The following is a 21,315-nucleotide window of genomic DNA, read 5'->3' as shown; positions in this document are numbered from 1 at the left end:
GCCCTCAGGGCCGGGGCACCACCATCACCTCGGTGCCCCGCGCCCGTACGGCCCGTACCTCCGCCGCCGGCAGCCCGTCGTCCACGATCAGCAGGTCGAAGTCGGTCAGCGGCGCCAGCGCGTACAGCCCGCCCTTGGTGAACTTGGTGTGGTCGGCGACCAGCACCCGCCGCCCGGCGCTCTCCATCATCGCCCGCTTGACCTGCACCGTCTCCGGCGAGGTGTGGTAGCAGCGGCCGTTGGTGACGGCGGTGGTGGACATGAACAGCACATCGGCGCGGAAGGCGCGTACCGCGTCCGCCGTGTGCAGGCCCATGAACGCGTCGTACGCGGGGAAGTAGGCGCCGCCCAGCGTGATGAGCGAGATGCCGGGCTCCTTGGCGAGGGTGGTGACGGCCGGCAGCGAGTTGGTGATGACGGTCAGCGGCGCGTGCTCGGCGAACCGGTGCGCCAGCAGCAGACAGGTGGTGCTGTCGTCGAGCAGGACGGTCTGGCCGGGCACCAGCAGCGTCGCCGCGGCCCGCGCCAGGGCCTGCTTGGCCGGCGCCATGACCGCCATCCGGTCCGCCACGCTCCCGTGGAACTGCGCCGACGGCAGCCCGGTGGCGCCGCCGCGCACCTTGCGCAGCCAGCCCTGCGCCTGGAGGGCGTCCAGGTCGCGGTGGGCGGTCATCAGGCTGATGCCGTACTCCTCGGCGAGGTCCGCGGTGCGCACGAAGCCCCGGGCGACGACCGCGTCACGCAGGCGGCGGCGCCGCTCCTCCTGGGCTTCGAGCCGGTCCATGGTGCCTGCCTTCCGCGCCGCGCCGGTGCCGCCGGGCGGCCGGGGCACGACATACGCCGTGTGAATTCGCCGCGTTATGTTCGCACGGATTTAACGTGGCGTGCGCGGGCGGCGCAGCCCTCACCGGCGGTGCCGGTACGACACAACACGGCAGGCCACCGGCCCGATGCGAAGATTTCCGGCCACCATTGACGCCTGTTTCGGCCGGACTGTTGCATCGGCTCCGTCCGCTCCGCAGCCCCCCTGCCGCCGTAGAAAGGGGAGATTCGATGACGAAACCTCCTCCGCGTTCGCTGATCACACGCCTGGGCATACCGCCGACCCTCGCCTGGGGCTACCTGGGCCTGCTCCTGTTCATGATCGGGGACGGCGTCGAGTCCGGCTATCTCTCGCCGTACCTCATCGACCAGGGCATCTCCGCGTCGCGGGTGGCGCTGCTGTTCACCGTCTACGGCGTCGCGGCCGGCCTCGCCGCCTGGCTCTCCGGCGTACTGTCCGAGCTGTGGGGCCCGCGCCGCGTCATGTGGGCCGGCCTCGCCATCTGGTGCGCCTTCCAGGTCCTCTTCCTCACGGCGGCCGTGCCCCTGGCGAACTACCCCCTGATGATGCTGGCCTACGGCCTGCGCGGCCTCGGCTACCCGCTGTTCGCGTACGGATTCCTCGTCTGGATCGCCGGGGTCGCGCCGCAGGCCCGGCTCGGCGCCGCCATGGGCTGGTTCTGGTTCGCCTTCACCGGCGGCCTGCCCACCCTCGGCTCGCTGACCGCCGGCGGCCTCATCCCGCACATCGGCGCGTACGCCACGCTCTGGGCCGCCCTGGCCCTGGTCGCCGCGGGCGGCCTGATCGCGCTGCTGCTGGTCCGCGACGACCGCGGCGGCAGGCGCCCGCGCACCGGGGGCGACGGCCCGCTGGCCACCCTGGCGGGCAGCGTCACGATCCTGTGGCGCAACCCCCGGGTCGGTGCCGGAGCCGTCGTCCGCACCGTCAACACGGCCTCGCAGTTCGGCTTCTTCGTCATCCTGCCGGTGCACTTCACCCGGACCGTCGGCTTCACCCTCACCCAGTGGCTGCACCTGCTCAGCGCGATGTTCGCGACCAACATCGTCGCCAACCTGCTCTGCGGGATGATCGGCGACCGGTTCGGCTGGCGCCGCACCATCGCCTGGTTCGGCGGCGCGGGCTGCACCGCCAGCACCCTGCTGCTGTTCTACGTGCCGCAGGCGGCGGGCGCCAACTTCCCCCTCGCCCTGGTGGTCGCCGCCTTCTACGGCGCTACGCTGGCGGGGTACGTCCCGATATCGGCGCTGATGCCCTCGCTGGAGCCGCGGCACAAGGGCCGGGCACTGGCGGCGCTCAACCTGGGCGCCGGGGCCAGCACCTTCGTCGGACCGGCCGTGGTCGCGGCCTTCGCGGGGCCGCTCGGCGTCGAAGGGGTGGTCTGGATCTTCGCGGGGATGTACGCGGCCGGCACCGCGCTCACCGTCTTCCTGAAGCTGCCGGACGAGCCGGGTACGGACCGCGGTGCCGCGGCGGCCGCGCCGGCGCCGTCCGCCGCGGCACCGGCGTGAGAGGACGCACCTGATGTCCGTACTGACCATCGACGTCGGCACCACGATGATCAAGTCGGTCGTCTTCGACGACCGGGGCCGGGAGACCGCCGTCTCCCGGCTCGCCACCGAAGTGCTCCGCCCCCGTCCCGGCTGGGCCGAGCAGGACATGGACGCCGTCTGGAACGCCGTCGTCTTCACCGTACGCAACGCCCTGTCCCAACTCGCGGCCGGTCCGGGCCCCGCCGACCCGGTCTGGCTGGTGTCCTTCACCGCCCAGGGTGACGGCGCCTGGCTGGTGGACGACCGGGGCCGCCCCACAGGCCCCGCGGTCCTGTGGTCCGACGGCCGCGCGGGCGACGTGGTCGGCCGCTGGCAGCGCGACGGCGTCCTGGAAGCCGCCTTCCGCCGCAACGGCTCGCTGACCTGCGCCGGCATGCCCAACGCGATCTTCGCCTGGCTGGCCGCCAACGACCCGGACCGGCTCGCCCGCTCACACGCCTCGCTCACCGCAGCCGGCTGGCTGTTCCTGCGCCTGACCGGCGTCACGGCCATCGACGAGTCGGACGCCTCGGCGCCCTTCCTCGACCACGCCACCGGCGCGTACGACCCGCACGTCGTCGACCTCTTCGGCCTCACCGGGTACGAGCGGCTGCTGCCCAAGGTGCTGGGCGAGCACGAGCGGATCGCCGAGATCACCCACGAGGCCGCCGGGCAGCTCGGACTGCCCGCCGGACTCCCCGTCGTCATGGCCCCGTACGACATCGCCGCCACCGCGCGCGGCGTCGGCGTCGTCAACCCGGGCCAGGCGTGCAGCATCCTCGGCACCACCCTGTGCACCGAGATCGTCCGCAAGACCGTGGACACCACCGGCGAACCGTCCGGCATCAACATCGCCTACCGCGGCAGGGAACGCGTCCTGCGCGCCTTCCCGACCCTCAACGGCGCCGAGGTGCTCGGCTGGGCGGCGCGCATGCTGCACCTGTCCGGGCCGCCGGAACTGGCCCGGCTGGCCTTCGAGTCCGAGCCGGGAGCGCACGGCCTGATGTTCCTGCCGTACCTCTCCCCGGCGGGCGAGCGGGCGCCGTTCCTCGACGCGCACGCCCGCGGCGGATTCTGGGGCCTGTCCCTGGAACACACCCGCGCCGACATGGCCCGCGCGGTCTTCGACGGCCTCTCCCTCGTGCTGCGCGACTCGCTGGCCGCCTCCCGCACCCACGTCACCGAACTGCGCCTGTGCGGCGGCGGCGCCAACAGCGACGCGTGGTGCGCGCTCATCGCGGACGCGACCGGCGTGCCGACCGCCCGCTCCGGCGACACCGAGCTGGGCGCCAAGGGCGCCTTCCTCACCGGCCTGGTGCTGTCCGGCGCCGAGTCCAGCATGCACAGCGCCGCTTCCAAGTACGTACGGATGCGCACCAGTTGGGAACCGGACCCGGAGCGTTCGGCCTGGTACGGGGAACTGTACGAGGACTTCCTGCACTGGCGCGCCCTCGCCCGAGAGGCGGGCTGGCGGCCCGGGACCGCGAGGGGAGCGGACGGCACCGCCGAAGCCCCCGACCGGCCACCGGCCCTGGCCCGGCACCTCTCCGCACCACCCGAACCCCTCGCCCAAGGAGCCCCCCACCGTGTCTGACGCCCTGACCGCCGACGCCGTCTGGCTCGGCCTCGACCTCGGTACGCAGAGCGCCCGCTGCGTCGCCGTCGACGGGACCGGGCAGCTGCTCGCCGCCGCCTCCCGGCCGCTGACGAGCCACCGCGACGGCAGGCGCCACGAGCAGCGGCCCGAACAGTGGTGGAGCGCGCTGTCCGCCGCCTGCCGCACGGCCCTGGACGGTATCGACCCGGCCCGGATACGGGGCCTCGCCCTCGACGCGACCTCCGGCACGATCCTCCTGGCCGACGCCGACGGCACCCCGCTCACCCCCGGCCTCATGTACGACGACGGGCGCGCCGCCGACCAGGCCGCGGCCGTCAACAAGGCTGGGGGAGCGGTGTGGCAGGAACTCGGCTACCGCAGCATGCAGCCCTCCTGGGCGCTCCCCAAGCTGCTGTGGCTGCTGGAGCAGGACCCCGGGCCCGCCGGGCGCGCCCGGCTGCTGCACCAGGCCGACTTCGCCACCTGGCGCCTGACCGGCCGCCAGGTGCCGTCCGACGCCAGCCACGCCCTCAAGACCGGATACCACCTCGTCGACGAGCGCTGGCCGGCCGCGGAACTGTCCGCGCTCGGCGTGCCCGCGCGCATCCTGCCGCAGGTGGTCCGGCCCGGCACCGTCCTCGGCACGGTGTGCGCCGCGGCGGCCGGGGCCACCGGCATCCCGGAGGGCGCCACCGTCGTCGCCGGGATGACGGACGGCTGCGCCGCCCAGATCGGCGCCGGCGCCCTGGAACCCGGCGCCTGGAACTCGGTGCTGGGCACCACCCTCGTCTTCAAGGGCGCCAGCCCGCACCTGATCCGCGACCCGGACGGCGTCGTCTACTGCCACCGCGGGCCGGACGGCACCTGGCTGCCCGGCGGCGCCTCCAGCTCCGGCGCCGGCGTCATCGCGCGGCACTTCACCCCGGAGGACGGCGACGACCTCGACGCGCTCACCGCACAGGCCGCACGCGAAGGCCGCGACTGGGACGCGGTCACCTACCCGCTGGTCTCGGCGGGCGGCGAACGCTTCCCCTTCCGCGCGCCGGACGCCGAACCCTTCACCCTCGGCGACGTGTCCACCCGCGCCCGGCAGTTCCACGCCTACCTGCTCGGCGTCGCCTGCGTCGAACGCCTCTGCTTCGACTACCTCGACCACCTCGGCGCCCCCGTCGACGGGCCCCTCACCTTCACCGGCGGCGGCGCCCGCAACCCGTACTGGAACCAACTCCGCGCCGACCTGCTCGGATGCCCCGTCCGCCTGCCCGAACAGGCCGAAGCAGCCCTCGGCATGGCCGTGCTCGCCGCCACCTCCGGCGGCGCCACCCTCCGGGAGGCCGCCGCCGCGATGGTCCGCACCGGCGCGCCGGTCACCCCCGACCCGGCCCGTACCGCCCGGCTGCTCCCCGCCTACCTCCGCTTCCTCGACGAACTCACCCACCGTGGCCTGCTCGGCCGGACCGTGGCCGACCACGCCCGCAGGAGGGCCGTACAGTGACCGACTTCATCCTCGTACGCCACGGCGAGACCGAGTGGCACGCCGAGAACCGCTACGCCGGGCTCACCGACGTCGCGCTGACCGGACGCGGTGAGGAGCAGGCGGCGGCCCTCGCCGACTGGGCCGCCACCGCCCGCCTGGACGCCGTCTGGTGCTCCCCGCTGTCCCGCGCCCGCCGCACCGCCGCGCCCGCCGCCGCAGCCTGCGGCCTCGCGCCGCACGTCGACGCCCGCCTCTACGAGGTGGACTTCGGCCGCGGCGAGGGCCTGACCAGAGCCGAGATGCACCGGCGCTTCCCGGAGGAGCTGGCGCGGTTCCTCGCCGACCCGGTAGGGCACCACCTGCCCGGCGGCGAAGACCCGCGCGCCGCCGCGGCGCGCGCCGCCGACTGCCTCGCCGACATCGAACGCGCCCACCCGGACGGCCGCGTCCTGATCGTCGCCCACTCCACCCTCGTCCGGGTCCTGCTCTGCCACCTGCTGGGCATCCCGCTCGCCGACTACCGCCGCGTCTTCCCGCAGCTCCTCAACGGCGCGCTGACCGAACTGCGCGTCCGCGACGGCCAGGCGGCACTGCTGCGCCTGAACGTTCCCGCCGTCCCCGCGCCGGTCACCGCACCACTGCACTGACCCGCACCGCCCCCGCACCCACCCCAGGAGAAACACCCCCATGAGCAGCCCCACCGTCCTCGCCGCCGGCAACCACTTCATCCTCCCCAGCCTGCTCGCCGAGGCGGTCACCGAGGCCACCGGCGGCGCGGTGGCCGCCGGGCAGATCCGGGAGCTGCAACTGCCCTGGCCGCACACCCCGCTCGGCAAGGTCGCCGAGGTCGACGAGGCATCCGGTACGGAGGACCAGCTCATCGAGGCGCTCCAGGGCGTCCGCGTCTGCGTCACCGAACACGCCGCGCTCACCGAGCGCATCCTCGCCCACTGCCCCGATCTGCAACTGTTCTGCGTCGGCCGCGGCGGCCCGGTCAACGCCAACCTGGAAGCCGCCACCCGGCACGGCGTCGCCGTCTGCTACGCCCCCGGCCGCAACGCCACCGCCACCGCCGAGCACACCCTTACCCTGCTCCTGGCAGCCGCCCGCGGCGTCGGCGACACCCACACCGACCTGCGCCAGGGCGTCTGGCGCGGCGACTACTACGACTACGACAAGTGCGGCATCGAGATCGAGGGCACCACGGTCGGCCTGATCGGGTACGGGGCGATCGGCAGCCGCGTCGCCAAGGTGCTGGCCGCCATGGGCGCGCACGTCCTCGTCCACGACCCGTACGCGGCCCCCGAGGCGCCGGCCGGCATCGCCGAGCAGGTCGGCCTGGACGAGCTGCTGAACCGCTCGCGCATCGTCTCCCTGCACGCCCGCCTCACCGAGGAGACCCGCGGCATGATCGGCCGCGCGCAGATCGCCGCCATGCCGCGCGGCTCCGTGCTGGTCAACTGCGCGCGCGGCGCGCTCCTGGACTACGAGGCGGTCTGCGACGCGCTGGAATCGGGCCACCTCAGGGGCGCCGGCTTCGACGTCTTCCCCGAGGAGCCCGTCCCGGCCGCCTCCCGCCTGCTGACCGCGCCCGGCGTCGTCCTGACCCCGCACATCGCGGGCGGCAGCCGCCAGGTCGCGCACAAGGCCGCCCGTATCGTCGCCGCCGAAGCCGCCCGCTTCCTGCGCGGCGAACCCCTCGCACACTGCGCCAACCCCGCGGTGCTCGGCGGCTGACCCGCCCGCCCCCGGCACGACGAAGGGCCGCCCCCGGCTGGGAGCGGCCCTCGGTCTTCGGGTGCCTACCGGCGCCGCACCAGCGGGAACGGCAGCGTCTCACGGATCGACAGACCGGTGAGGAACATGACCAGCCGGTCCACGCCGATGCCCAGACCACCGGTCGGCGGCATCGCGTATTCGAGGGCCTGGAGGAAGTCCTCGTCCAGCTCCATGGCCTCCGGGTCGCCGCCCGCCGCCAGCAGCGACTGGGCGGTCAGCCGGCGCCGCTGCTCGACCGGGTCGGTCAGCTCCGAGTAGGCGGTGCCCAGCTCGGTGCCGAACGCCACCAGGTCCCAGCGCTCGGCGACCCGCGGGTCCTTGCGGTGCTGGCGGGTCAGCGGCGAGACGTCGGTGGGGAAGTCCTTGTAGAAGGTGGGCAGCGTGGTCTTCTCCTCGACCAGCCGCTCGTACATCTCCAGGACGATGTCCCCGCGGCCCATCTCCGCCTTCACCGGCACCTGCGAGGCGTTGCACAGGCGGCGCAGCACGTCCGGGTCCGTGTCCGCGTCGACCTCCTCGCCCAGGGCCTCGGAGATCGCGCCGTAGACCGTCTTGACCGGCCAGACACCCGAGATGTCGTGCTCCACGAGCCGCCCGCTCGCGTCCGCCTTGCGGGCGGTGGCGCTGCCGAACGCGGCGACGGCGGCGCCCTGGATCAGCTCCCGGGTCAGGTCGAGCATCACGTCGTAGTCGGCGAACGCCTGGTACGCCTCCAGCATCGTGAACTCGGGGTTGTGCTTGTAGGAGATGCCCTCGTTGCGGAACGTGCGTCCCATCTCGAAGACCTTCTCCATACCGCCCACGCACAGCCGCTTGAGGTACAGCTCCGGCGCGATACGCAGGTACAGGTCCAGGTCGTAGGCGTTGATGTGCGTCTGGAACGGACGCGCGTTGGCGCCGCCGTGGATCTGCTGGAGCATCGGCGTCTCGACCTCCAGGTAGCCGCGCTCGATCAGACCCTGGCGCAGCGCCTGCACCGCGGTGCTGCGGGCCCGCAGGTTGTCCCGCGAGTCCGGCGAGACGACCAGGTCCACATAGCGCTGGCGGACCTTGGCCTCCGGGTCGGTCAGACCGCGCCGCTTGTCGGGCAGCGGGCGCAGGCACTTGGCCGTCAGCCGCCAGTGCGTGACGAAGACCGTCAGCTCGCCGCGGTCGCTCGCGCCGACCTCGCCCTCCGCCTCGATGTGGTCGCCGAGGTCGATGTCGGCGCCGAAGCGCTCCAGCTCGTCGGCGCCGGTGTTCTCGCGGGTCAGCGCGACCTGGAGGTCGCCGGACCAGTCGCGCAGCACGGCGAACAGCACACCGCCGTGGTCGCGGGTGAGCAGCACCCGGCCGGCGATCCGTACGACCTTGCCGGTGTGCGTACCGGCCTCCAGGTCCGGGTGCTCGTCGCGGACCTCGCCGAGCGTGTGCGAGCGCTGCACGCCGACCGGGTACGGGTCGGTGCCCTCCTCGCGCAGCCGCTCCAGCTTGCGGTGCCGCACGCGGACCTGCTCCGGCAGCGCCGCCAGCTCCCGCTCGCGCAGCTCCTCCTCGCTCGCCGCCGGCTGCTCCACCAGGCCCAGCTCGTCCAGCGACGGCAGGTTGGCGGTGCTGGCCGGGGTGAGCGCCCGCTTCTTGTGGCCCTTGCCCCACAGCTTGCCCAGGCTCGGTACGGCCACGAAGCCCTCGGCGATGCCGGAGGCCAGGCCGATACGGGCCAGGGCGCCGGTGTCGGCGTAACACAGGAAGCGCGGGTACCACTCGGGCGCGTACTTCGCGTTGGAGCGGTACAGCGCTTCGAGCTGCCACCACTTGGAGAAGAACAGCAGCAGCTTGCGCCACACCTTCAGGATCGGCCCCGCGCCGATGCGCGCGCCCTCCTCGAAGGCCGACCGGAAGACCGCGAAGTTCAGCGAGATGCGGCGCACACCGATCTGCCCGGCGTGCGCGCACAGCTGCGCGACCATGTACTCCATCACGCCGTTGGGCGCGCTGCGGTCGCGGCGCATCACGTCCAGCGAGATGCCGTCCTTGCCCCACGGCACGAAGGACAGCAGGGCGATCATGTTGCCGTCGCCGTCGAACGCCTCGGCCAGCAGGCAGTCCCCGTCCTCGGGGTCGCCGAGCCGGTCCAGCGCCATCGAGAAGCCGCGCTCGGTCTCGGTGTCGCGCCAGGCGTCGGCCCGGTGGATGACTTCCTGCATCTCGGCGTCGGACAGCTCGGAGTGCCGGCGGACCCGGAAGGTGGCGCCGGTGCGCTCGACGCGGTTGACGGCCTGGCGGGTCACCCGCATCTCGCGGCCGTCCAGGTCGAAGTCCTTGACGTGCAGGATCGCCTCGTCGCCGAGCTGCAGCGCGCTCAGGCCGCTGCGCGCGAACGCCTTGGCGCCGTCCTCGCTGGCGCCCATGACGGCGGGCTGCCAGCCGTAGCGCCCGGCGACCTTGAGCCACTCCTCGATGGCCGGGGTCCACGCCTCGCGGTCGCCGACCGGGTCACCGCTGGCCAGGCAGACGCCGGCCTCCACGCGGTAGGTGACGGCGGCCTTGCCGCTGGGGGAGAAGACCACGGCCTTGTCGCGGCGGGTGGCGAAGTAGCCGAGCGAGTCCCGGCCGCCGTAGCGGGCCAGCAGCGCCCGGATGCGGGTCTCCTCGTCACCGTGCAGCGCGGCCTCCATGCGCTGCGAACGGAAGAGCGTCAGGGCGGCGTTCAGCAGCGCCACCGCGCCGAACAGGCCGAGCAGGAAGATGATCCAGTGCGGCGGGTGCCCGTGGAACTGCCGGCCGCTCAGCAGACCACCGCAGACCCGGTCGGCCGCCCACAGCAGCCGGCTGTCCGCGCCGTGCTCCAGGTTGCCGGGGAAGAGCGACACCAGGCCCCAGCCGACGAGGATCGCCACCGCCAGGCCCGCGACCAGCACGCCGGCGGCGCGCCAGAACGCGCCGCGGCGGGTGACCGCGTAGAACTCGCGATGCGCGACCAGCAGCAGGATCAGTGCGGCCGAGCACAGCACCAGGGAGAAGAAGTACTCCCAGTAGCCGTCCACGACGAGGATCGCGTCCGTGAGCGTCACCAGCACCATGTAGACGACGGCGAACCACAGCGCGACCCGTTTGCGCGCGGTCATGGCCGCGGCCAGCAGGAAGAGGAAGACCGCGTACGCGAGGTTCGGTTCGACCACGATGGTCAGGGTGTCCAGCCAGTAAATGACCGGTTTCAGGCCGCGCCGCAGCGGCCCGATCAGCGCCGTGACGGCGCAGAAAAGCCCGAGAAGGCTGAAGAAAATGGCGAAGCCGTTGGGCACGCGGCGACTGAAGCGCGCCCACGCCGTTATTTGGTCCTGGTCCTGCACGGTGCTCATTCCGTCACACTAGGCTCTGTAGGGGGTCAGCTGCTCGATGGGAGGGCGCTCTTCTTCTGCCACTGGGACCAGTCGACCATCCAGTCCCCGAAACCGTTGTTCTCGGCCGCCCTCCCCCGTACGGAGGAACCGGTGACCTCGAACGGGTCTCCGACGCGCACCTTGGAGTAGAGCCAGTCGGCGTCGGCGTCGGTCAGCCCGATGCAGCCGGAGCTGTTGTTGACGCGGCCCACCTTGTCGGCGTTCCACGGCGCCGCGTGCGCGTACGTGCCGGAGCTGGTGAGCTTCATGGAGTCGCGGACCATCTTGTCGTATGCGTCGCCCAGCCCCACGGTCTCGGAGTTCATGTTGATCGTGCCCTCCTTCGCCAGGAGCGGGAAGATGCCCGTCCAGGTGGAGTGCTGCGCGTCCGGCTTGCCGGCGGAGAAGGGGATGTCCTTCACCTCCTTTCCGTTCTCGTTGAACGTCAGGTGCTTGCTGTCCAGATCGACCTTGACCACCTGGCTCGCGCCGATGGTGAAGTTCAGGTCGTAGTCCTTGGCGAAGTACCGGCCGCCACCGGAGTCCACGCCGTTCAGGTCGGCACGCAGCCCGACCTTGGTCCCCGGTTTCCAGTACTCCTTCGGCCGCCAGTCCACGCGGTCCTTGCCGGAGTGGTCCTTCACCCAGCCCCACGCACCGGTCGTGCCGTTGTCGGTGGTGACCTTCAGGTGCCTCTCCACGGCGGCCTTGTCGGTCACCGGGAAGTCGAAGGCCACCGAGACGGGCTGCGCCACACCGACCGTGGCGCCCTGCGAGCCGGGGCTCAGCTCGACCTTGTTGAGCTTGTCGGCCTTGGCGGTGGTCAGGGACTCCTTGACCTCGTTCGTGCCGCCCTGGGCGTTCTTCGCCTCGACCGCCACCGAGTACTTGGTGGCGGGCGCGGTCGGCTCGCCCGAGGTCCACACCTTGCCGCCGTCGCCCAGCCCGCCGGGCAGCCGGCGGCCCTTCGGGTCCGTGACCACGACCTTGACGAGGCTGCCGCCGGCCGCGCTGACCCGGAGCTTGTCGCCCGCCTTCACGGTCCTGGTGCCGTTCGCCGCCCCCAGCGACACCCGTACCGGGTCGCCCTTGGAGGCGGAAGCGGCGGGGCCTCCGCAGGCGGTCAGCGCGACGATGCCGAGCAGCGGCACCAGCGCCGGCACGGCGCGTGCGAGCCGCGGCGGCCGGTGGCCGTGCGGGGCGGGGGCAGGACTCATGGGCGTGCTTTCCGTGTGCGGTCCGGCGGATGTCGGCCGCTAAGACGGAAACCATCCACGATTCGTTGCGGTGCGTGACGTGATCCACGCCACGCCGCGCCACCGGAGCGCGACGCGCTCGCGCGGTGGCGTGGTCCCGGCATCCCGGGTGTCCCTGCGCGCTGTCCCAGCGGTTCCTTCCGGTCGCTCGTCCGTGCACCGTTGACGACGCCCCCTCCCGCCCCTACGGTTCCCGCGTGTATCGCTTACGGGCCGCCGCGGCGGCGACAGCAGCACTTCTCCTCACCTCCACGGCATGCGGAAACGGCGGTTCCGGGTCCGGCGGCGGCAACGGCACCGACAACATCGAGATCGGCGCGCTCCCCATCGTGGACACCGCCCCGGTCCACCTGGCCGCGTCGCACGGCTTCTTCGCCCGGCACGGCATCAAAGCCAAGATCACGCCGGTCCAGGGCGGCGCGTACAGCGCCTCCGGCATCGTCAGCGGCCAGTTCGACTTCGCCTTCAGCAACATCACCACCCTGCTCACGGCCCGTGAACAGGGACTGCCCCTCAAGGCCGTGGCCAACGGCGTGGCCTCCACCGGGCAGGCGGGGCCCGGCAAGGACTACAGCGCCGTCCTCGTACCCAAGGGCAGCGCCATCAAGTCGGCCAAGGACCTGCCCGGCCGCAACATCGCCGTCAACCAGCTGAAGAACATTGGCGACACCACCATCAGGGCCGCGGTGCGCCGGGCCGGCGGGGACCCGGAGAAGTTGAAGTTCACCGAGATCCCCCTGCCCGACATGCCGGCGGCGCTCGCCGCCGGGCGGGTGGACGCCATCTGGACGGTGGAGCCCTTCCAGACCCAGGCCATCGACCAGGGCGCCCACGACGTGTGCTGGCCCTTCGCCGAAGCCGTCGACGACCTCACCGTCTCCCTGTACTTCACCAGCGAGAAACTGCTCCGCGACAAACCCGACCTGGTCAAACGCTTCACGGCCGCCATCAACGACGCACTGGCCCACGCCCGCGCCCACCCCGAAGCGGTCCGCGCGGAACTCGGCACCTACACCAAGATCCCGCCCTCGGTCGCGAAACGGATCGTGCTGCCGAAATGGCCCACCGCGATCAACCGCGCATCCGTACAGAGCATCGCCGACCTGGCGCGCAAGGACGGCGTACTGAAGAAGCCCGCCGACGTCGGCGCCCTGCTGCCGTGACCCGCGGGGCCGGGCGCGCCGGGGCGCCGATGAGCGCGCCGCGCACCGCCGCCCTCGGGCTCGCCGGCCTGACCGCCCTCTTCGCCGTCGCCGAGGCCGTCCCCCGGCTCGGCCTGGTCGACCCGCGCCACCTGCCGCCCGCCACCGCCGTCCTGCGCCGCCTCGCCGCCGAACTGGGCGACGCCACGCTGTGGACGGCGCTCGGCGAGACCCTGCGCTCCTGGGCCCTCGGACTCGCCATCGCCTGCTGCCTGGCCATCGCCCTCGGCGTCCTCATCGACACCGTGCCGGGGCTGCGCGCCGCCACCGCCTCCACCATCGAGTTCCTGCGCCCCATCCCGTCCGTGGCGCTGATCCCCCTGGCCACCCTCCTGTTCGGCGCCGAGACCGGCTCCACCCTGCTCCTCGTGGTCTACGCCGCCTTCTGGCAGGTGCTCATCCAGGTGCTGTACGGCGTGGCCGACGTGGACCCGGTCGCCCGGGAGACCGCCCGCAGCTACCGCCTCGGCCGCTGGGCCCGCCTGCGCCACCTCGTGTGGCCGACCGCGCTGCCGTACGTGATGACCGGCCTGCGGCTGGCCGCCGCGGTGGCGTTCATCCTCGCCGTCACCGCCGAACTGGTCATCGGCAGCCCCGGGCTGGGGCTGCGCATCCAGCTCGCCCAGTCCGGCGGCGCGGTCACCGACGTGTACGCGCTGATCGTGCTGGCCGGCCTGGTCGGGGTCGGCGTGAACGCGGCGGTACGGGCCGTCGAGCGCCGGGTGCTGGCCTGGCACCCGTCCGTACGGGGCGAGGCGGCGCGGTGAGCCCGGCGGGCAAGCGGACCGCGGCGGCGGGCGCGCTGCGCCGGGCCGGCCTGCACCTCCTGCGCGTCCTGGGCCTGCCCGCCCTGCTGGTCCTCGGCTGGTGGGCCTACAGCTCGGCGAGCCCCACCTTCTACCTGCCGACGCCCGGCCGGGTCGCCACGGCCTTCACCGAGGTGTGGTTCTCGGCGCGCATCACCGAGGACGTACTGCCCAGCGTGGGCCGGCTGCTCGCGGGCTACACGCTCGCCGGCCTGCTCGGCGTCACCCTCGGCGTGGCCATCGGCTCCTCGCGCACCCTGCGGGCCGCCGCCGAACCCGTCCTGGAGTTCTTCCGCGCCGTGCCACCACCCGTCCTGGTCCCCCTGATCATGCTGCTGGCGGGCCTGGACACCGCGATGAAGGTGCTGGTCATCGTCTCCGGCTGCGTCTGGCCCGTCCTGCTGAACACCGTCGAGGGCGTACGCGCCGTGGACGAGGTGCTCGACGACACCGGCCGCTGCTTCGGGCTGCGCGGGCCCGCCCGGCTGCGCCACCTCGTCCTGCCCGCCGCGAGCCCGCAGATCATGGCGGGGCTGCGGCAGGCCCTGTCCATCGGCATCATCCTCATGGTCATCGGCGAGATGTTCGCCAGCACCTCCGGCATCGGCTACACCGTCGTCCTCTTCCAGCGCGGCTTCGCCATCCCCGAGATGTGGAGCGGCATCGTCGTCCTCGGACTGCTCGGATTCGGCCTCTCGCTGGCGTTCCGTGCCGCCGAACGCCGCATACTGGCCTGGCACTCGGCGCGCGGCGGGGAGCGGGGACGGCATGCTTGAGATCACCGGACTGGGCAAGGTCTACGAGGGGCGCGGCGGCGCCGAGGCGCTGCGGAAGATCGACTTCCGGGTGGACGGCGGTGACCTGGTCTGCGTGGTGGGGCCCTCCGGCTGCGGCAAGACGACGCTCCTCAAATGCGTCGCCGGGCTGCTTCCGCCGACGACAGGCGAGGTGCGGGTCGCGGGCCGCCGCGTCACCGGCCCGCCGCCCGGCATGGCCGTCGTCTTCCAGGAGTACGGGCGCAGCCTCTTCCCCTGGATGACGGTGCGCAAGAACGTCGAACTCCCCCTGCGCGAGAAGAAGGTGCCCGCCGCGCGCCGCCGCACGCTGGTCGACGAGGCACTGTCCGCCGTCGGCCTCGCCGACGCCGCCGCGGCCCACCCCTGGCAGCTCTCCGGCGGCATGCAGCAGCGTGTCGCCATCGCCCGCGCCATCGCGTACGAGCCGCAGGTGCTCCTGATGGACGAGCCGTTCGCCGCCGTGGACGCGCAGACCCGCGCCGAGCTGGAGGACCTGCTGCTGACCCTGTGGCGCCGGCTCGGCGTGACGACGCTGCTGGTCACCCACGACATCGACGAGGCGGTCTACCTGGGGCGGCGGGTGCTCGTGCTGTCCTCCGCACCCACCGTCGTCCACGAGGACCTGCCCGTCGACCTGCCCACCACCCGCGACCAGATCACCACCCGCTCGTCCCCCCGCTTCACCGAACTACGCGCCCACGTGTACGCGCAAATCAGGCACGTGAAGGGGGGCTAGGTGTGTTGTCTCGGGACGTTGGTGACAGGCGACGCGCCGTGCGTGGTGCTTGAACGAGGTGAGGGCCTTCTGGCTCGGTGTGGATTGCGACATCTACCGCCGAGTGCAGGAGACCCTCGTGATCCACCGTAACGCTCCACTGACCCCGACCGGCCGCCTGCGGCTGGCCCGGTGCGTCGTCGAGGAGGGCTGGCCGGTGCGCCGGGCGGCCGAACGGTTCCAGGTCAGCCACACCACAGCGGCCCGCTGGGCCGGCCGCTGCCAACGCCACGGTCACGCAGGCATGGAAGACCGCTCCAGCAGGCCCCACCACCAGCCGCACCGCACGCCCGCAGCGGTGGAGAACGAAGTCGTCCGCCTGCGACGCGAGCACCGGATCGGCCCACTGCGACTGGCCGTCCGCGCCGGAGTCGCCCCCTCAACCGCCCACCGCGTCCTCAGCCGGCACGGTCTGCCGCCGCTGGCCGCCACCGACCGGGCCACCGGCGAGCCGGTCCGCCGCTACGAACGACAGCGGCCCGACGATCTGCTCCTCGTCGACGTCAAAAAACTCGGCCGCATCCCCGACGGCGGCGGCCACAGAGCTCTCGGCCGGGCCGCCGGCCGCAAGAACCGCGTCGGCGCCGGGCTCGCCTACCTGCACACCGCCCTGGATGACCACACCCGCCTCGCCTACACCGAAGGCCTGCCCGACGAGAAGGCAGATACCTGCGCGGGCTTCCTGATCCGGGCCACGGCCTGGTTCGCCGCCCGGGGCATCACCGTCGAACGCGTCCTGACCGACAACGCCTGGGCCTATTCCAAGAACACCTGGCGCCGCACCTGCCGCGAGCTGGACGTCCAGCCGCGCTGGACCCGGCCCTGGCGCCCGCAGACCAACGGCAAGGTCGAACGCTTCCACCGCACCCTGCTCGACGAATGGGCCTACCACCGGCCCTACACCTCCAACACCGAACGGCAGACTGCCTTCGCCGACTGGCTGGACTGGTACAACTACCACCGACCCCACACCGGCATCGGCGGCCACACCCCAACCAGCCGCGTCACCAACCTCCCCGAACAACACACCTAGGCGCGCCGTACGAGGCGCCGCGGAGCGTACCAGCACCGGTGACGTCAGCCGGAAGAGAGAGGGCCGCACACCAGGAACGCCAGTAGCAGGACCGAGCACAGCACCTCCACGGCGCCGACCACCGCGATCCGCGGGCCGCGCCCGGGCAGCGCAACGGCGCGCAGGCAGAACAGCGCGAAGGGCACCGCCAGCCACGGGTCGAGCGCGGCGGCGGCCACCACCGCGAGCCCGTGGTAGACGCCCGACGCCACCCGGAAGGACCGGCTCCCCCGCTCCCGGATCATGGTTTTCACGTAGAGCACGGTCCCGGTGAAATACAGCAGACAGGCGAGGGCGGCCGGCCATGCGCCGGAATCCACGGTGCCGTTGCCCAACCGGTCGGAGACGAGCAGCATTCCGCAGGCGGGCACGGCCGCCGCGATTCCGTTGACCGTGGCGCGTTCCCCGTTCCGGTGGGCGTAGACGATATTGACGGCGAAGAAAGGCGCCGCACACAAAGCGGCGACCAGCAGCCAGGGATGCGCCACGGCAAGCGGAACGGCACACGCGGCAAAGGCCGCAGCGAATCCGGCCAGCGGCGCACGATGGCGGAGCGGCGCCCGGGAGTTACGGGATATCCGGCGCAGCCGGACGTACTGCTGGGCGTGGAACGCCGCGCAATAGGCGAGCAGCCACGCGGGCAGCAGCACGGCATGCCACCCGTCGAACCCGCCCAGCAGCGCTCCTGCCAGGAACGGCATCAGGAGCATGGCCCAGGCGCCGTGCTGGTTCGGTATCCAGCGGCGCAGCACGCGCCGCACCCGCGATGTGCTCATCCCATGAATATAGGCGGCGGCCCATACGGTTCGGATGCGCCCTGGTCCCGGACCAAAGGCCCCTGAATCAGGGGCAGTAGGCCCTATCGCGCCAGCGTCGTCCGCATTCCATGCCGGCCGCACGACGCGGAATGCGGCCGGTGCCGTCCTGCTGCGTCCGGTGACCCGCAGTGATCACCTGGATGGCGCATCGGCAGAGCCACGGAGAAAGGTGCGGAATAAGCCAAACTGGCGCACGCTGTCGTCCGTTCGGGCGGCGGGTGAGGAGGTTTGTCGTGGCTATTTCGATCTCGGTCGTCGTGCTGCTCGTCGTGCTGACCGTCGTATTCCTGCGCAGCGGGCGGCTGAAGTTCACGCACGCCCTCGTGTGCATGCTGCTCGGCTTCTACCTGGCGAGCAGCAATCTGGCGCCGGACATCCAGAACGGCCTGTCCGGCGCCGCGGACGTCGTCAGCAGCGTCCGGCCGTGACCGTGCCCCGCAGCGACGCGCGGGGTCACCCCCGCGAGAACACGCCGACCGCGTTCGGCACCGGCCGTTCCGCGCCCCCGGAGGGGTGATTGCGCACGGTCGCGCCGGGGCTGCCCGGCGCGCGCGTGACCAGGGCCGAGGAGCCGCCACCGTCCAGGTTGACCGCGTCCCGGGCACCCAGCCGGTCCATCAGGTCGGCCAGTTCACGTACCGTCATGCCCGCCCGCCCCGGCGCGCCGTCCAGCGCCAGCAGGTACAGCGTGCGGCCGCCCGCGCCGGCGCCTGCGGAGGTCCGTACGGCCGGGGTGACCGTGTCCAGGCCGTCCAGCGGCCGGTCGTGCCGCACGATCGGGAAGCCGCCGACGGCGAAGCGCAGCGGTGCGGGCCGGTGGCCGACCAGGTCGTGACCGATCCGCACCCGGTCGCCGACATGCAGCTTGCGCAGCTGCCGGGCGCCCTCCTCCCGGCCGACGAGCGTGGCCGTGCCCCGGGCGATGCCACCCCGGCCGGGCACCTGCGCGACGCTCGTCACGCGGCCGTGCCGGACCGTGACCTCGTACGTCTCCGTGCTGCACGGCGCGGCCCGGTCGGTGTCCGTGCCGCAGGTCGCCCGGACGCGCGAGGTCGGCCCCCAGCGCGAGGTGAACGCGCCGATGCCGTTCACCGGCAGCGCGTACTGGTTCAGGCCCTTGAGCGGGAGCGCCCCGTCGGCGGTCAGCGCGGCCCCGCGCAGGGACAGCCGGTCCAGGCGCGCGCGGCGGTCGACGCCGACGCCGATGACGTCCCTGGTGTTCGTGCCGGGCGGCAGGGCCGGGCCGAAACGCTGTCCGTCGGGCACCGCCGCCTTCAGATGACGTCCGGAGGCGATGGCCGGGCCCACCGGGGCGCCGGTCGCCTCGACTCCGGGGTGCTGGGTCTCCGTTATGTTGAAGAAGTCCCCGTTCACGGCGGCCACCGCGGCCCGCGCGTCGGCCAGCCGGGAGACCGGGGCACGCGCGCCGACCGCACCGGGGTACAGCAGGTCCACCGCGACGCGCGGATCGGTCAGATCCACCGTCAGGAGGTGGCCGTGCGCAGTGCCGCGCGCCACCACCACGTCGAACTCACGGTATTGCACCCCCGGCGCGAGCCGGACCGCGCGCCCCAGTCGCAGGGTGTCGTCCGAGGTGGCCCCGGCGGCCACCCCGCTCCCGGCCAGTACGCCCCACGCCGTCAGCGCCGTCAGTACCGCGCGCACACGAACGAATCGATTCTTCACGATCCCCCCAGACGTCGCGGCAACTGTCCCATGGGCACGAGGAGCCCACTATGGCCCGGAGGTATCAGAAATCCGTACAACCGCCGTACGGTCGTCGTGTCGCCCCGGCCTCACCCGGAAACGGGGCCGGCGAGCCCGGTCTCCCAGGCCCAGGCGGCGATGCCCACCCTGTTGCGCACGGCCAGCTTGGCCTGGACGTTGGCGATGTGGGTCTTGACGGTGCCCGCGGAGATGAACAGCTCGGCGCCGATCTCGGCATTCGTCAGGCCCCGGGCGACGAGCCGGGTGATCTCCCGTTCCCGGTCGGTGAGCGGATCGACGGCGTCCGCCACCGGCGGCGGGGCCAGACGGTGTAGCAGCCGCACGGTGACCTGCGGGCTGATGAGGGTGTCCCCGGCCATCGCGGCCCGTACGCCTTCGATCAGCAGGCCGGGCCCCGAGCGCTTGAGCAGAAAGCCGCAGGCCCCGTGGCGCAGCGCGGTGTGCACGTAGTCGTCGTGGTCGAAGGTGGTGACGACGATGACCCGCAGCGGGTTCGCCGCCTCCGGGCCGGCCAGGAGGCGGGTGACCTCCAGGCCGTCGAGGCGGGGCATCCGGATGTCGGCGAGGACCACGTCGGGGGAGAGGGAGCGGGCGAGTTCCACGGCGGTGCCACCGTCGGCCGCGGTCCCCACCACCGTCATGTCCGGCTGCGAGTCGAGTATCAGCCGGAATCCGCTGCGCACGTCCTCCTGGTCGTCGGCGATCAGGATGCGGGTGAGCGCGTTGGCGGGGCGCGGGGGCACGGTCATGGTGTGAGTCCGGGGAGAGGGGAGGCGGGGGCGGCGAGAGGGTTGGCGGGCAGGGAGGTGGCGGGGAGGGGGCTGGTGGGCAGAGGGTCGGTGGAGATGGGGTTGGTGGGGAGGGATGTGACAGGGAGGGGGTTGGTGTGGAGGGGGTCGGTGGGGAGGGAGGTGGCGGGCAGGGTCACGGTCAGGCGCCAGCCGTCTTCGTACGGCCCGGCGTCGAGCGAACCGCCGAGCGCCTCCACCCGTTCGGTCAGGTGGATGAGACCTTGCCCGCGGTCGCGGCGGCCGAGCGGGGAGGCGTCCGGGCGCCGGGGCGCGTCGTTGGTGACGCGGATCGCGACGGCCGGGCCGTCCGCCTCCTCGGCGGGTCCGACGGCGACGGTGGCGAGGGCCGCGTCCGGCGCATGCCGGCGGATATTGGTCAGCGCCTCTACGACGACGCGGTACGCCGTCGCCGCGGCCTCGCGCGAGAGCGCCCCGGTCACCCCTGGCGCGATGTCGAGGCGGGCGCGGGTACGGCCGGTGTCGCCGAACCGCCGCACGGTGTCCGGTAGTTGGTCGATGCCGGGCGGAGCCTCCCGGGCGCCCGCGGACTCCGGTTCGTCGCCGTCCGGGGCGCGCAGTATCCGTACCGTACGGTCGATGGAGGCCAGCGCGCCGAGACCGGCCCGCTCGATCCGCTCCAGGGCCGCGACGGCCGCCTCCGGGTCGTGCTCGGCCACGAACCGGGCCGCCTGTGCCTGGACCACGATGCCGCTCACGTCGTGGGCGACGAAGTCGTGCAGGTCGTGGGCGAGTTCGAGCTGCTGGGCGCGGCGCGCCGCGAGCACCGCACGGCGCCTGCCGGACTGCATCGCCCGCGGGTAGCCGCCGGCTATCGACGCGGTGAAGACGGGCAGCGACCAGAAGGCGGCTATGCCGAGGTACTCGAAGAAGGAAGCCTCCGGGACGAGGCACAGGGTCCACAGCGAGATCGCCGACCCCGCGCACACCGCGCCCGCCACCACCTGCCGCGGCGGCGCCCAGCGAAACGTCGCGGTCAGCAGCACCGTCAGCAGCGCGGATGCCGCGAGCAGCCAGTAACCGCCCGCGAGACCGGCGGAGGCCGGCGTGGCGAAGGCGGCCACGAGCAGCAGGACTCCGGTCCCCGTGGTGGCCGCGCCGATCCACCCGTGCGAGCGCGGCCAGGCGACGATCCCGCCGAGCAGGGTGCCGACGGCGGCGAGCGCCGGCACGGTCGCGTACGCCGGGGCCGCCCCCGCGAGATGCAGTGTTACTGCCGCGACGAGACCGGCGACGGCGAGTCCGCCCAGGACGGCCCGGTCCCACCGTCCGTCACGCTTCCGCACTCGCGTCGCCACGCTCGCGCGGGCCCGCGTTCTTTCCATTCCGTTCCGTCGCACTGCCCCGCCCCCCGAAATCCCCGTCCGTTGTCCGACAACACGAGCATAAAGATCTGCCCGCCCGTGGTCTCTCTGCCGAACGGCAGAGAGATGACGCTGGTCAGAGCACTTGATCTGCCGATCG

18 protein-coding genes are annotated in these 21,315 nt (G+C 72.9%); 11 read left to right on the top strand and 7 right to left on the bottom strand.

Features of this window, described 5'->3' with window-relative positions:
• Window positions 1-4: 4 nt before the first annotated feature.
• Window positions 5-784, bottom strand: a complete 780-nt coding sequence (locus tag ACH4OW_RS12145) for a DeoR/GlpR family DNA-binding transcription regulator (protein ID WP_360130219.1) — start codon at window positions 782-784, stop codon at window positions 5-7.
• Between the two features lie 269 nt (window positions 785-1,053).
• Here ACH4OW_RS12145 and ACH4OW_RS12140 point away from each other — a divergent pair, with 269 nt between their 5' ends.
• Genes ACH4OW_RS12140 through ACH4OW_RS12120 form a run of 5 tightly spaced genes read left to right on the top strand, consistent with a single transcriptional unit; the run spans window position 1,054 to window position 7,184 of the window.
• Window positions 1,054-2,352, top strand: a complete 1,299-nt coding sequence (locus tag ACH4OW_RS12140; protein ID WP_398027076.1) for an MFS transporter — start codon at window positions 1,054-1,056, stop codon at window positions 2,350-2,352.
• Between the two features lie 13 nt (window positions 2,353-2,365).
• Complete coding sequence (locus ACH4OW_RS12135; RefSeq protein ID WP_360130213.1) at window positions 2,366-3,967, top strand: FGGY-family carbohydrate kinase; 1,602 nt, start codon at window positions 2,366-2,368, stop codon at window positions 3,965-3,967.
• On the top strand, window positions 3,960-5,465 hold the full coding sequence (locus ACH4OW_RS12130) for an FGGY-family carbohydrate kinase (RefSeq protein ID WP_398027074.1): 1,506 nt from the start codon (window positions 3,960-3,962) through the stop codon (window positions 5,463-5,465). The genes ACH4OW_RS12135 and ACH4OW_RS12130 overlap by 8 nt, the downstream gene beginning before the upstream one ends.
• Window positions 5,462-6,094: a histidine phosphatase family protein gene (locus tag ACH4OW_RS12125; RefSeq protein ID WP_398027072.1), complete on the top strand. Its 633-nt coding sequence runs from the start codon at window positions 5,462-5,464 to the stop codon at window positions 6,092-6,094. Before ACH4OW_RS12130 ends, ACH4OW_RS12125 begins: the two co-directional genes overlap by 4 nt.
• A 40-nt stretch (window positions 6,095-6,134) precedes the next feature.
• Window positions 6,135-7,184, top strand: coding sequence for a 2-hydroxyacid dehydrogenase (locus tag ACH4OW_RS12120; RefSeq protein ID WP_398027070.1), 1,050 nt, complete (start codon window positions 6,135-6,137; stop codon window positions 7,182-7,184).
• A gap of 65 nt (window positions 7,185-7,249) precedes the next feature.
• Here ACH4OW_RS12120 and lysX read toward each other — a convergent pair whose 3' ends face one another.
• Window positions 7,250-10,567 carry a bifunctional lysylphosphatidylglycerol synthetase/lysine--tRNA ligase LysX gene (lysX, locus tag ACH4OW_RS12115; RefSeq protein ID WP_398027068.1) on the bottom strand — a complete coding sequence of 1,106 codons (3,318 nt, stop codon included), beginning with the start codon at window positions 10,565-10,567 and terminating at the stop codon, window positions 7,250-7,252.
• 26 nt (window positions 10,568-10,593) lie between these two features.
• Window positions 10,594-11,805, bottom strand: a complete 1,212-nt coding sequence (locus ACH4OW_RS12110; protein WP_360130198.1) for an Ig-like domain-containing protein — start codon at window positions 11,803-11,805, stop codon at window positions 10,594-10,596.
• 236 nt (window positions 11,806-12,041) lie between these two features.
• Between ACH4OW_RS12110 and ACH4OW_RS12105 the strand changes: the two genes are divergently transcribed.
• From ACH4OW_RS12105 to ACH4OW_RS12085, 5 genes are all read left to right on the top strand, one after another.
• Window positions 12,042-13,007, top strand: a complete 966-nt coding sequence (locus ACH4OW_RS12105) for an ABC transporter substrate-binding protein (RefSeq protein WP_360130195.1) — start codon at window positions 12,042-12,044, stop codon at window positions 13,005-13,007.
• Window positions 13,008-13,036: 29 nt separating this feature from the next.
• Window positions 13,037-13,813, top strand: a complete 777-nt coding sequence (locus ACH4OW_RS12100) for an ABC transporter permease (RefSeq protein ID WP_398027065.1) — start codon at window positions 13,037-13,039, stop codon at window positions 13,811-13,813.
• A complete protein-coding gene (locus ACH4OW_RS12095; RefSeq protein WP_360130189.1) occupies window positions 13,810-14,628 on the top strand; it encodes an ABC transporter permease in 819 nt (272 codons plus the stop codon). The genes ACH4OW_RS12100 and ACH4OW_RS12095 overlap by 4 nt, the downstream gene beginning before the upstream one ends.
• Complete coding sequence (locus tag ACH4OW_RS12090) at window positions 14,621-15,385, top strand: ABC transporter ATP-binding protein (protein ID WP_398027062.1); 765 nt, start codon at window positions 14,621-14,623, stop codon at window positions 15,383-15,385. The genes ACH4OW_RS12095 and ACH4OW_RS12090 overlap by 8 nt, the downstream gene beginning before the upstream one ends.
• 118 nt (window positions 15,386-15,503) lie before the next feature.
• A complete protein-coding gene (locus ACH4OW_RS12085) occupies window positions 15,504-16,457 on the top strand; it encodes an IS481 family transposase (RefSeq protein ID WP_398027060.1) in 954 nt (317 codons plus the stop codon).
• Between the two features lie 44 nt (window positions 16,458-16,501).
• On the opposite strand, the gene ACH4OW_RS12080 is transcribed toward ACH4OW_RS12085, so the two are convergent.
• Window positions 16,502-17,272 (bottom strand): YwiC-like family protein, encoded by a 771-nt coding sequence (locus ACH4OW_RS12080; protein ID WP_398027058.1) that lies wholly within the window; start codon window positions 17,270-17,272, stop codon window positions 16,502-16,504.
• A gap of 275 nt (window positions 17,273-17,547) precedes the next feature.
• Between ACH4OW_RS12080 and ACH4OW_RS12075 the strand changes: the two genes are divergently transcribed.
• Window positions 17,548-17,742 carry a hypothetical protein gene (locus tag ACH4OW_RS12075; protein ID WP_360128415.1) on the top strand — a complete coding sequence of 65 codons (195 nt, stop codon included), beginning with the start codon at window positions 17,548-17,550 and terminating at the stop codon, window positions 17,740-17,742.
• Window positions 17,743-17,767: 25 nt separating this feature from the next.
• Here the strand turns inward: ACH4OW_RS12075 and ACH4OW_RS12070 are convergent, their stop codons facing one another.
• The 3 genes from ACH4OW_RS12070 to ACH4OW_RS12060 form a co-directional block, all read right to left on the bottom strand.
• Complete coding sequence (locus ACH4OW_RS12070; RefSeq protein ID WP_398027056.1) at window positions 17,768-18,979, bottom strand: phosphodiester glycosidase family protein; 1,212 nt, start codon at window positions 18,977-18,979, stop codon at window positions 17,768-17,770.
• 131 nt (window positions 18,980-19,110) lie between these two features.
• Window positions 19,111-19,791, bottom strand: a complete 681-nt coding sequence (locus ACH4OW_RS12065; RefSeq protein ID WP_398027054.1) for a response regulator — start codon at window positions 19,789-19,791, stop codon at window positions 19,111-19,113.
• The gene (locus ACH4OW_RS12060) at window positions 19,788-21,137 is read right to left on the bottom strand and encodes a histidine kinase (protein ID WP_398027052.1); all 1,350 of its coding nucleotides are present in this window, start codon (window positions 21,135-21,137) and stop codon (window positions 19,788-19,790) included. Before ACH4OW_RS12060 ends, ACH4OW_RS12065 begins: the two co-directional genes overlap by 4 nt.
• Window positions 21,138-21,315 lie beyond the last annotated feature (178 nt).

Origin of the sequence: Streptomyces sp. NPDC017056 (genome assembly GCF_044332485.1) — a bacterium.
Taxonomy (GTDB): Bacteria; Actinomycetota; Actinomycetes; order Streptomycetales; family Streptomycetaceae; genus Streptomyces.
The sequence above is the reverse complement of the archived record's forward strand: the minus strand, read 5'-3'. Positions and strand labels throughout refer to the sequence as shown.

Coding starts and splice junctions, on each gene's coding strand:
- ACH4OW_RS12140 (WP_398027076.1), top strand. CDS start 1,054: ATGACGAAACCTCCTCCGCGTTCGCTGATCACACGCCTGGGCATACCG.
- ACH4OW_RS12080 (WP_398027058.1), bottom strand. CDS start 17,272: ATGAGCACATCGCGGGTGCGGCGCGTGCTGCGCCGCTGGATACCGAAC.
- ACH4OW_RS12110 (WP_360130198.1), bottom strand. CDS start 11,805: ATGAGTCCTGCCCCCGCCCCGCACGGCCACCGGCCGCCGCGGCTCGCA.
- ACH4OW_RS12065 (WP_398027054.1), bottom strand. CDS start 19,791: ATGACCGTGCCCCCGCGCCCCGCCAACGCGCTCACCCGCATCCTGATC.
- ACH4OW_RS12135 (WP_360130213.1), top strand. CDS start 2,366: ATGTCCGTACTGACCATCGACGTCGGCACCACGATGATCAAGTCGGTC.
- ACH4OW_RS12120 (WP_398027070.1), top strand. CDS start 6,135: ATGAGCAGCCCCACCGTCCTCGCCGCCGGCAACCACTTCATCCTCCCC.
- ACH4OW_RS12145 (WP_360130219.1), bottom strand. CDS start 784: ATGGACCGGCTCGAAGCCCAGGAGGAGCGGCGCCGCCGCCTGCGTGAC.
- lysX (WP_398027068.1), bottom strand. CDS start 10,567: ATGAGCACCGTGCAGGACCAGGACCAAATAACGGCGTGGGCGCGCTTC.
- ACH4OW_RS12100 (WP_398027065.1), top strand. CDS start 13,037: ATGAGCGCGCCGCGCACCGCCGCCCTCGGGCTCGCCGGCCTGACCGCC.
- ACH4OW_RS12090 (WP_398027062.1), top strand. CDS start 14,621: ATGCTTGAGATCACCGGACTGGGCAAGGTCTACGAGGGGCGCGGCGGC.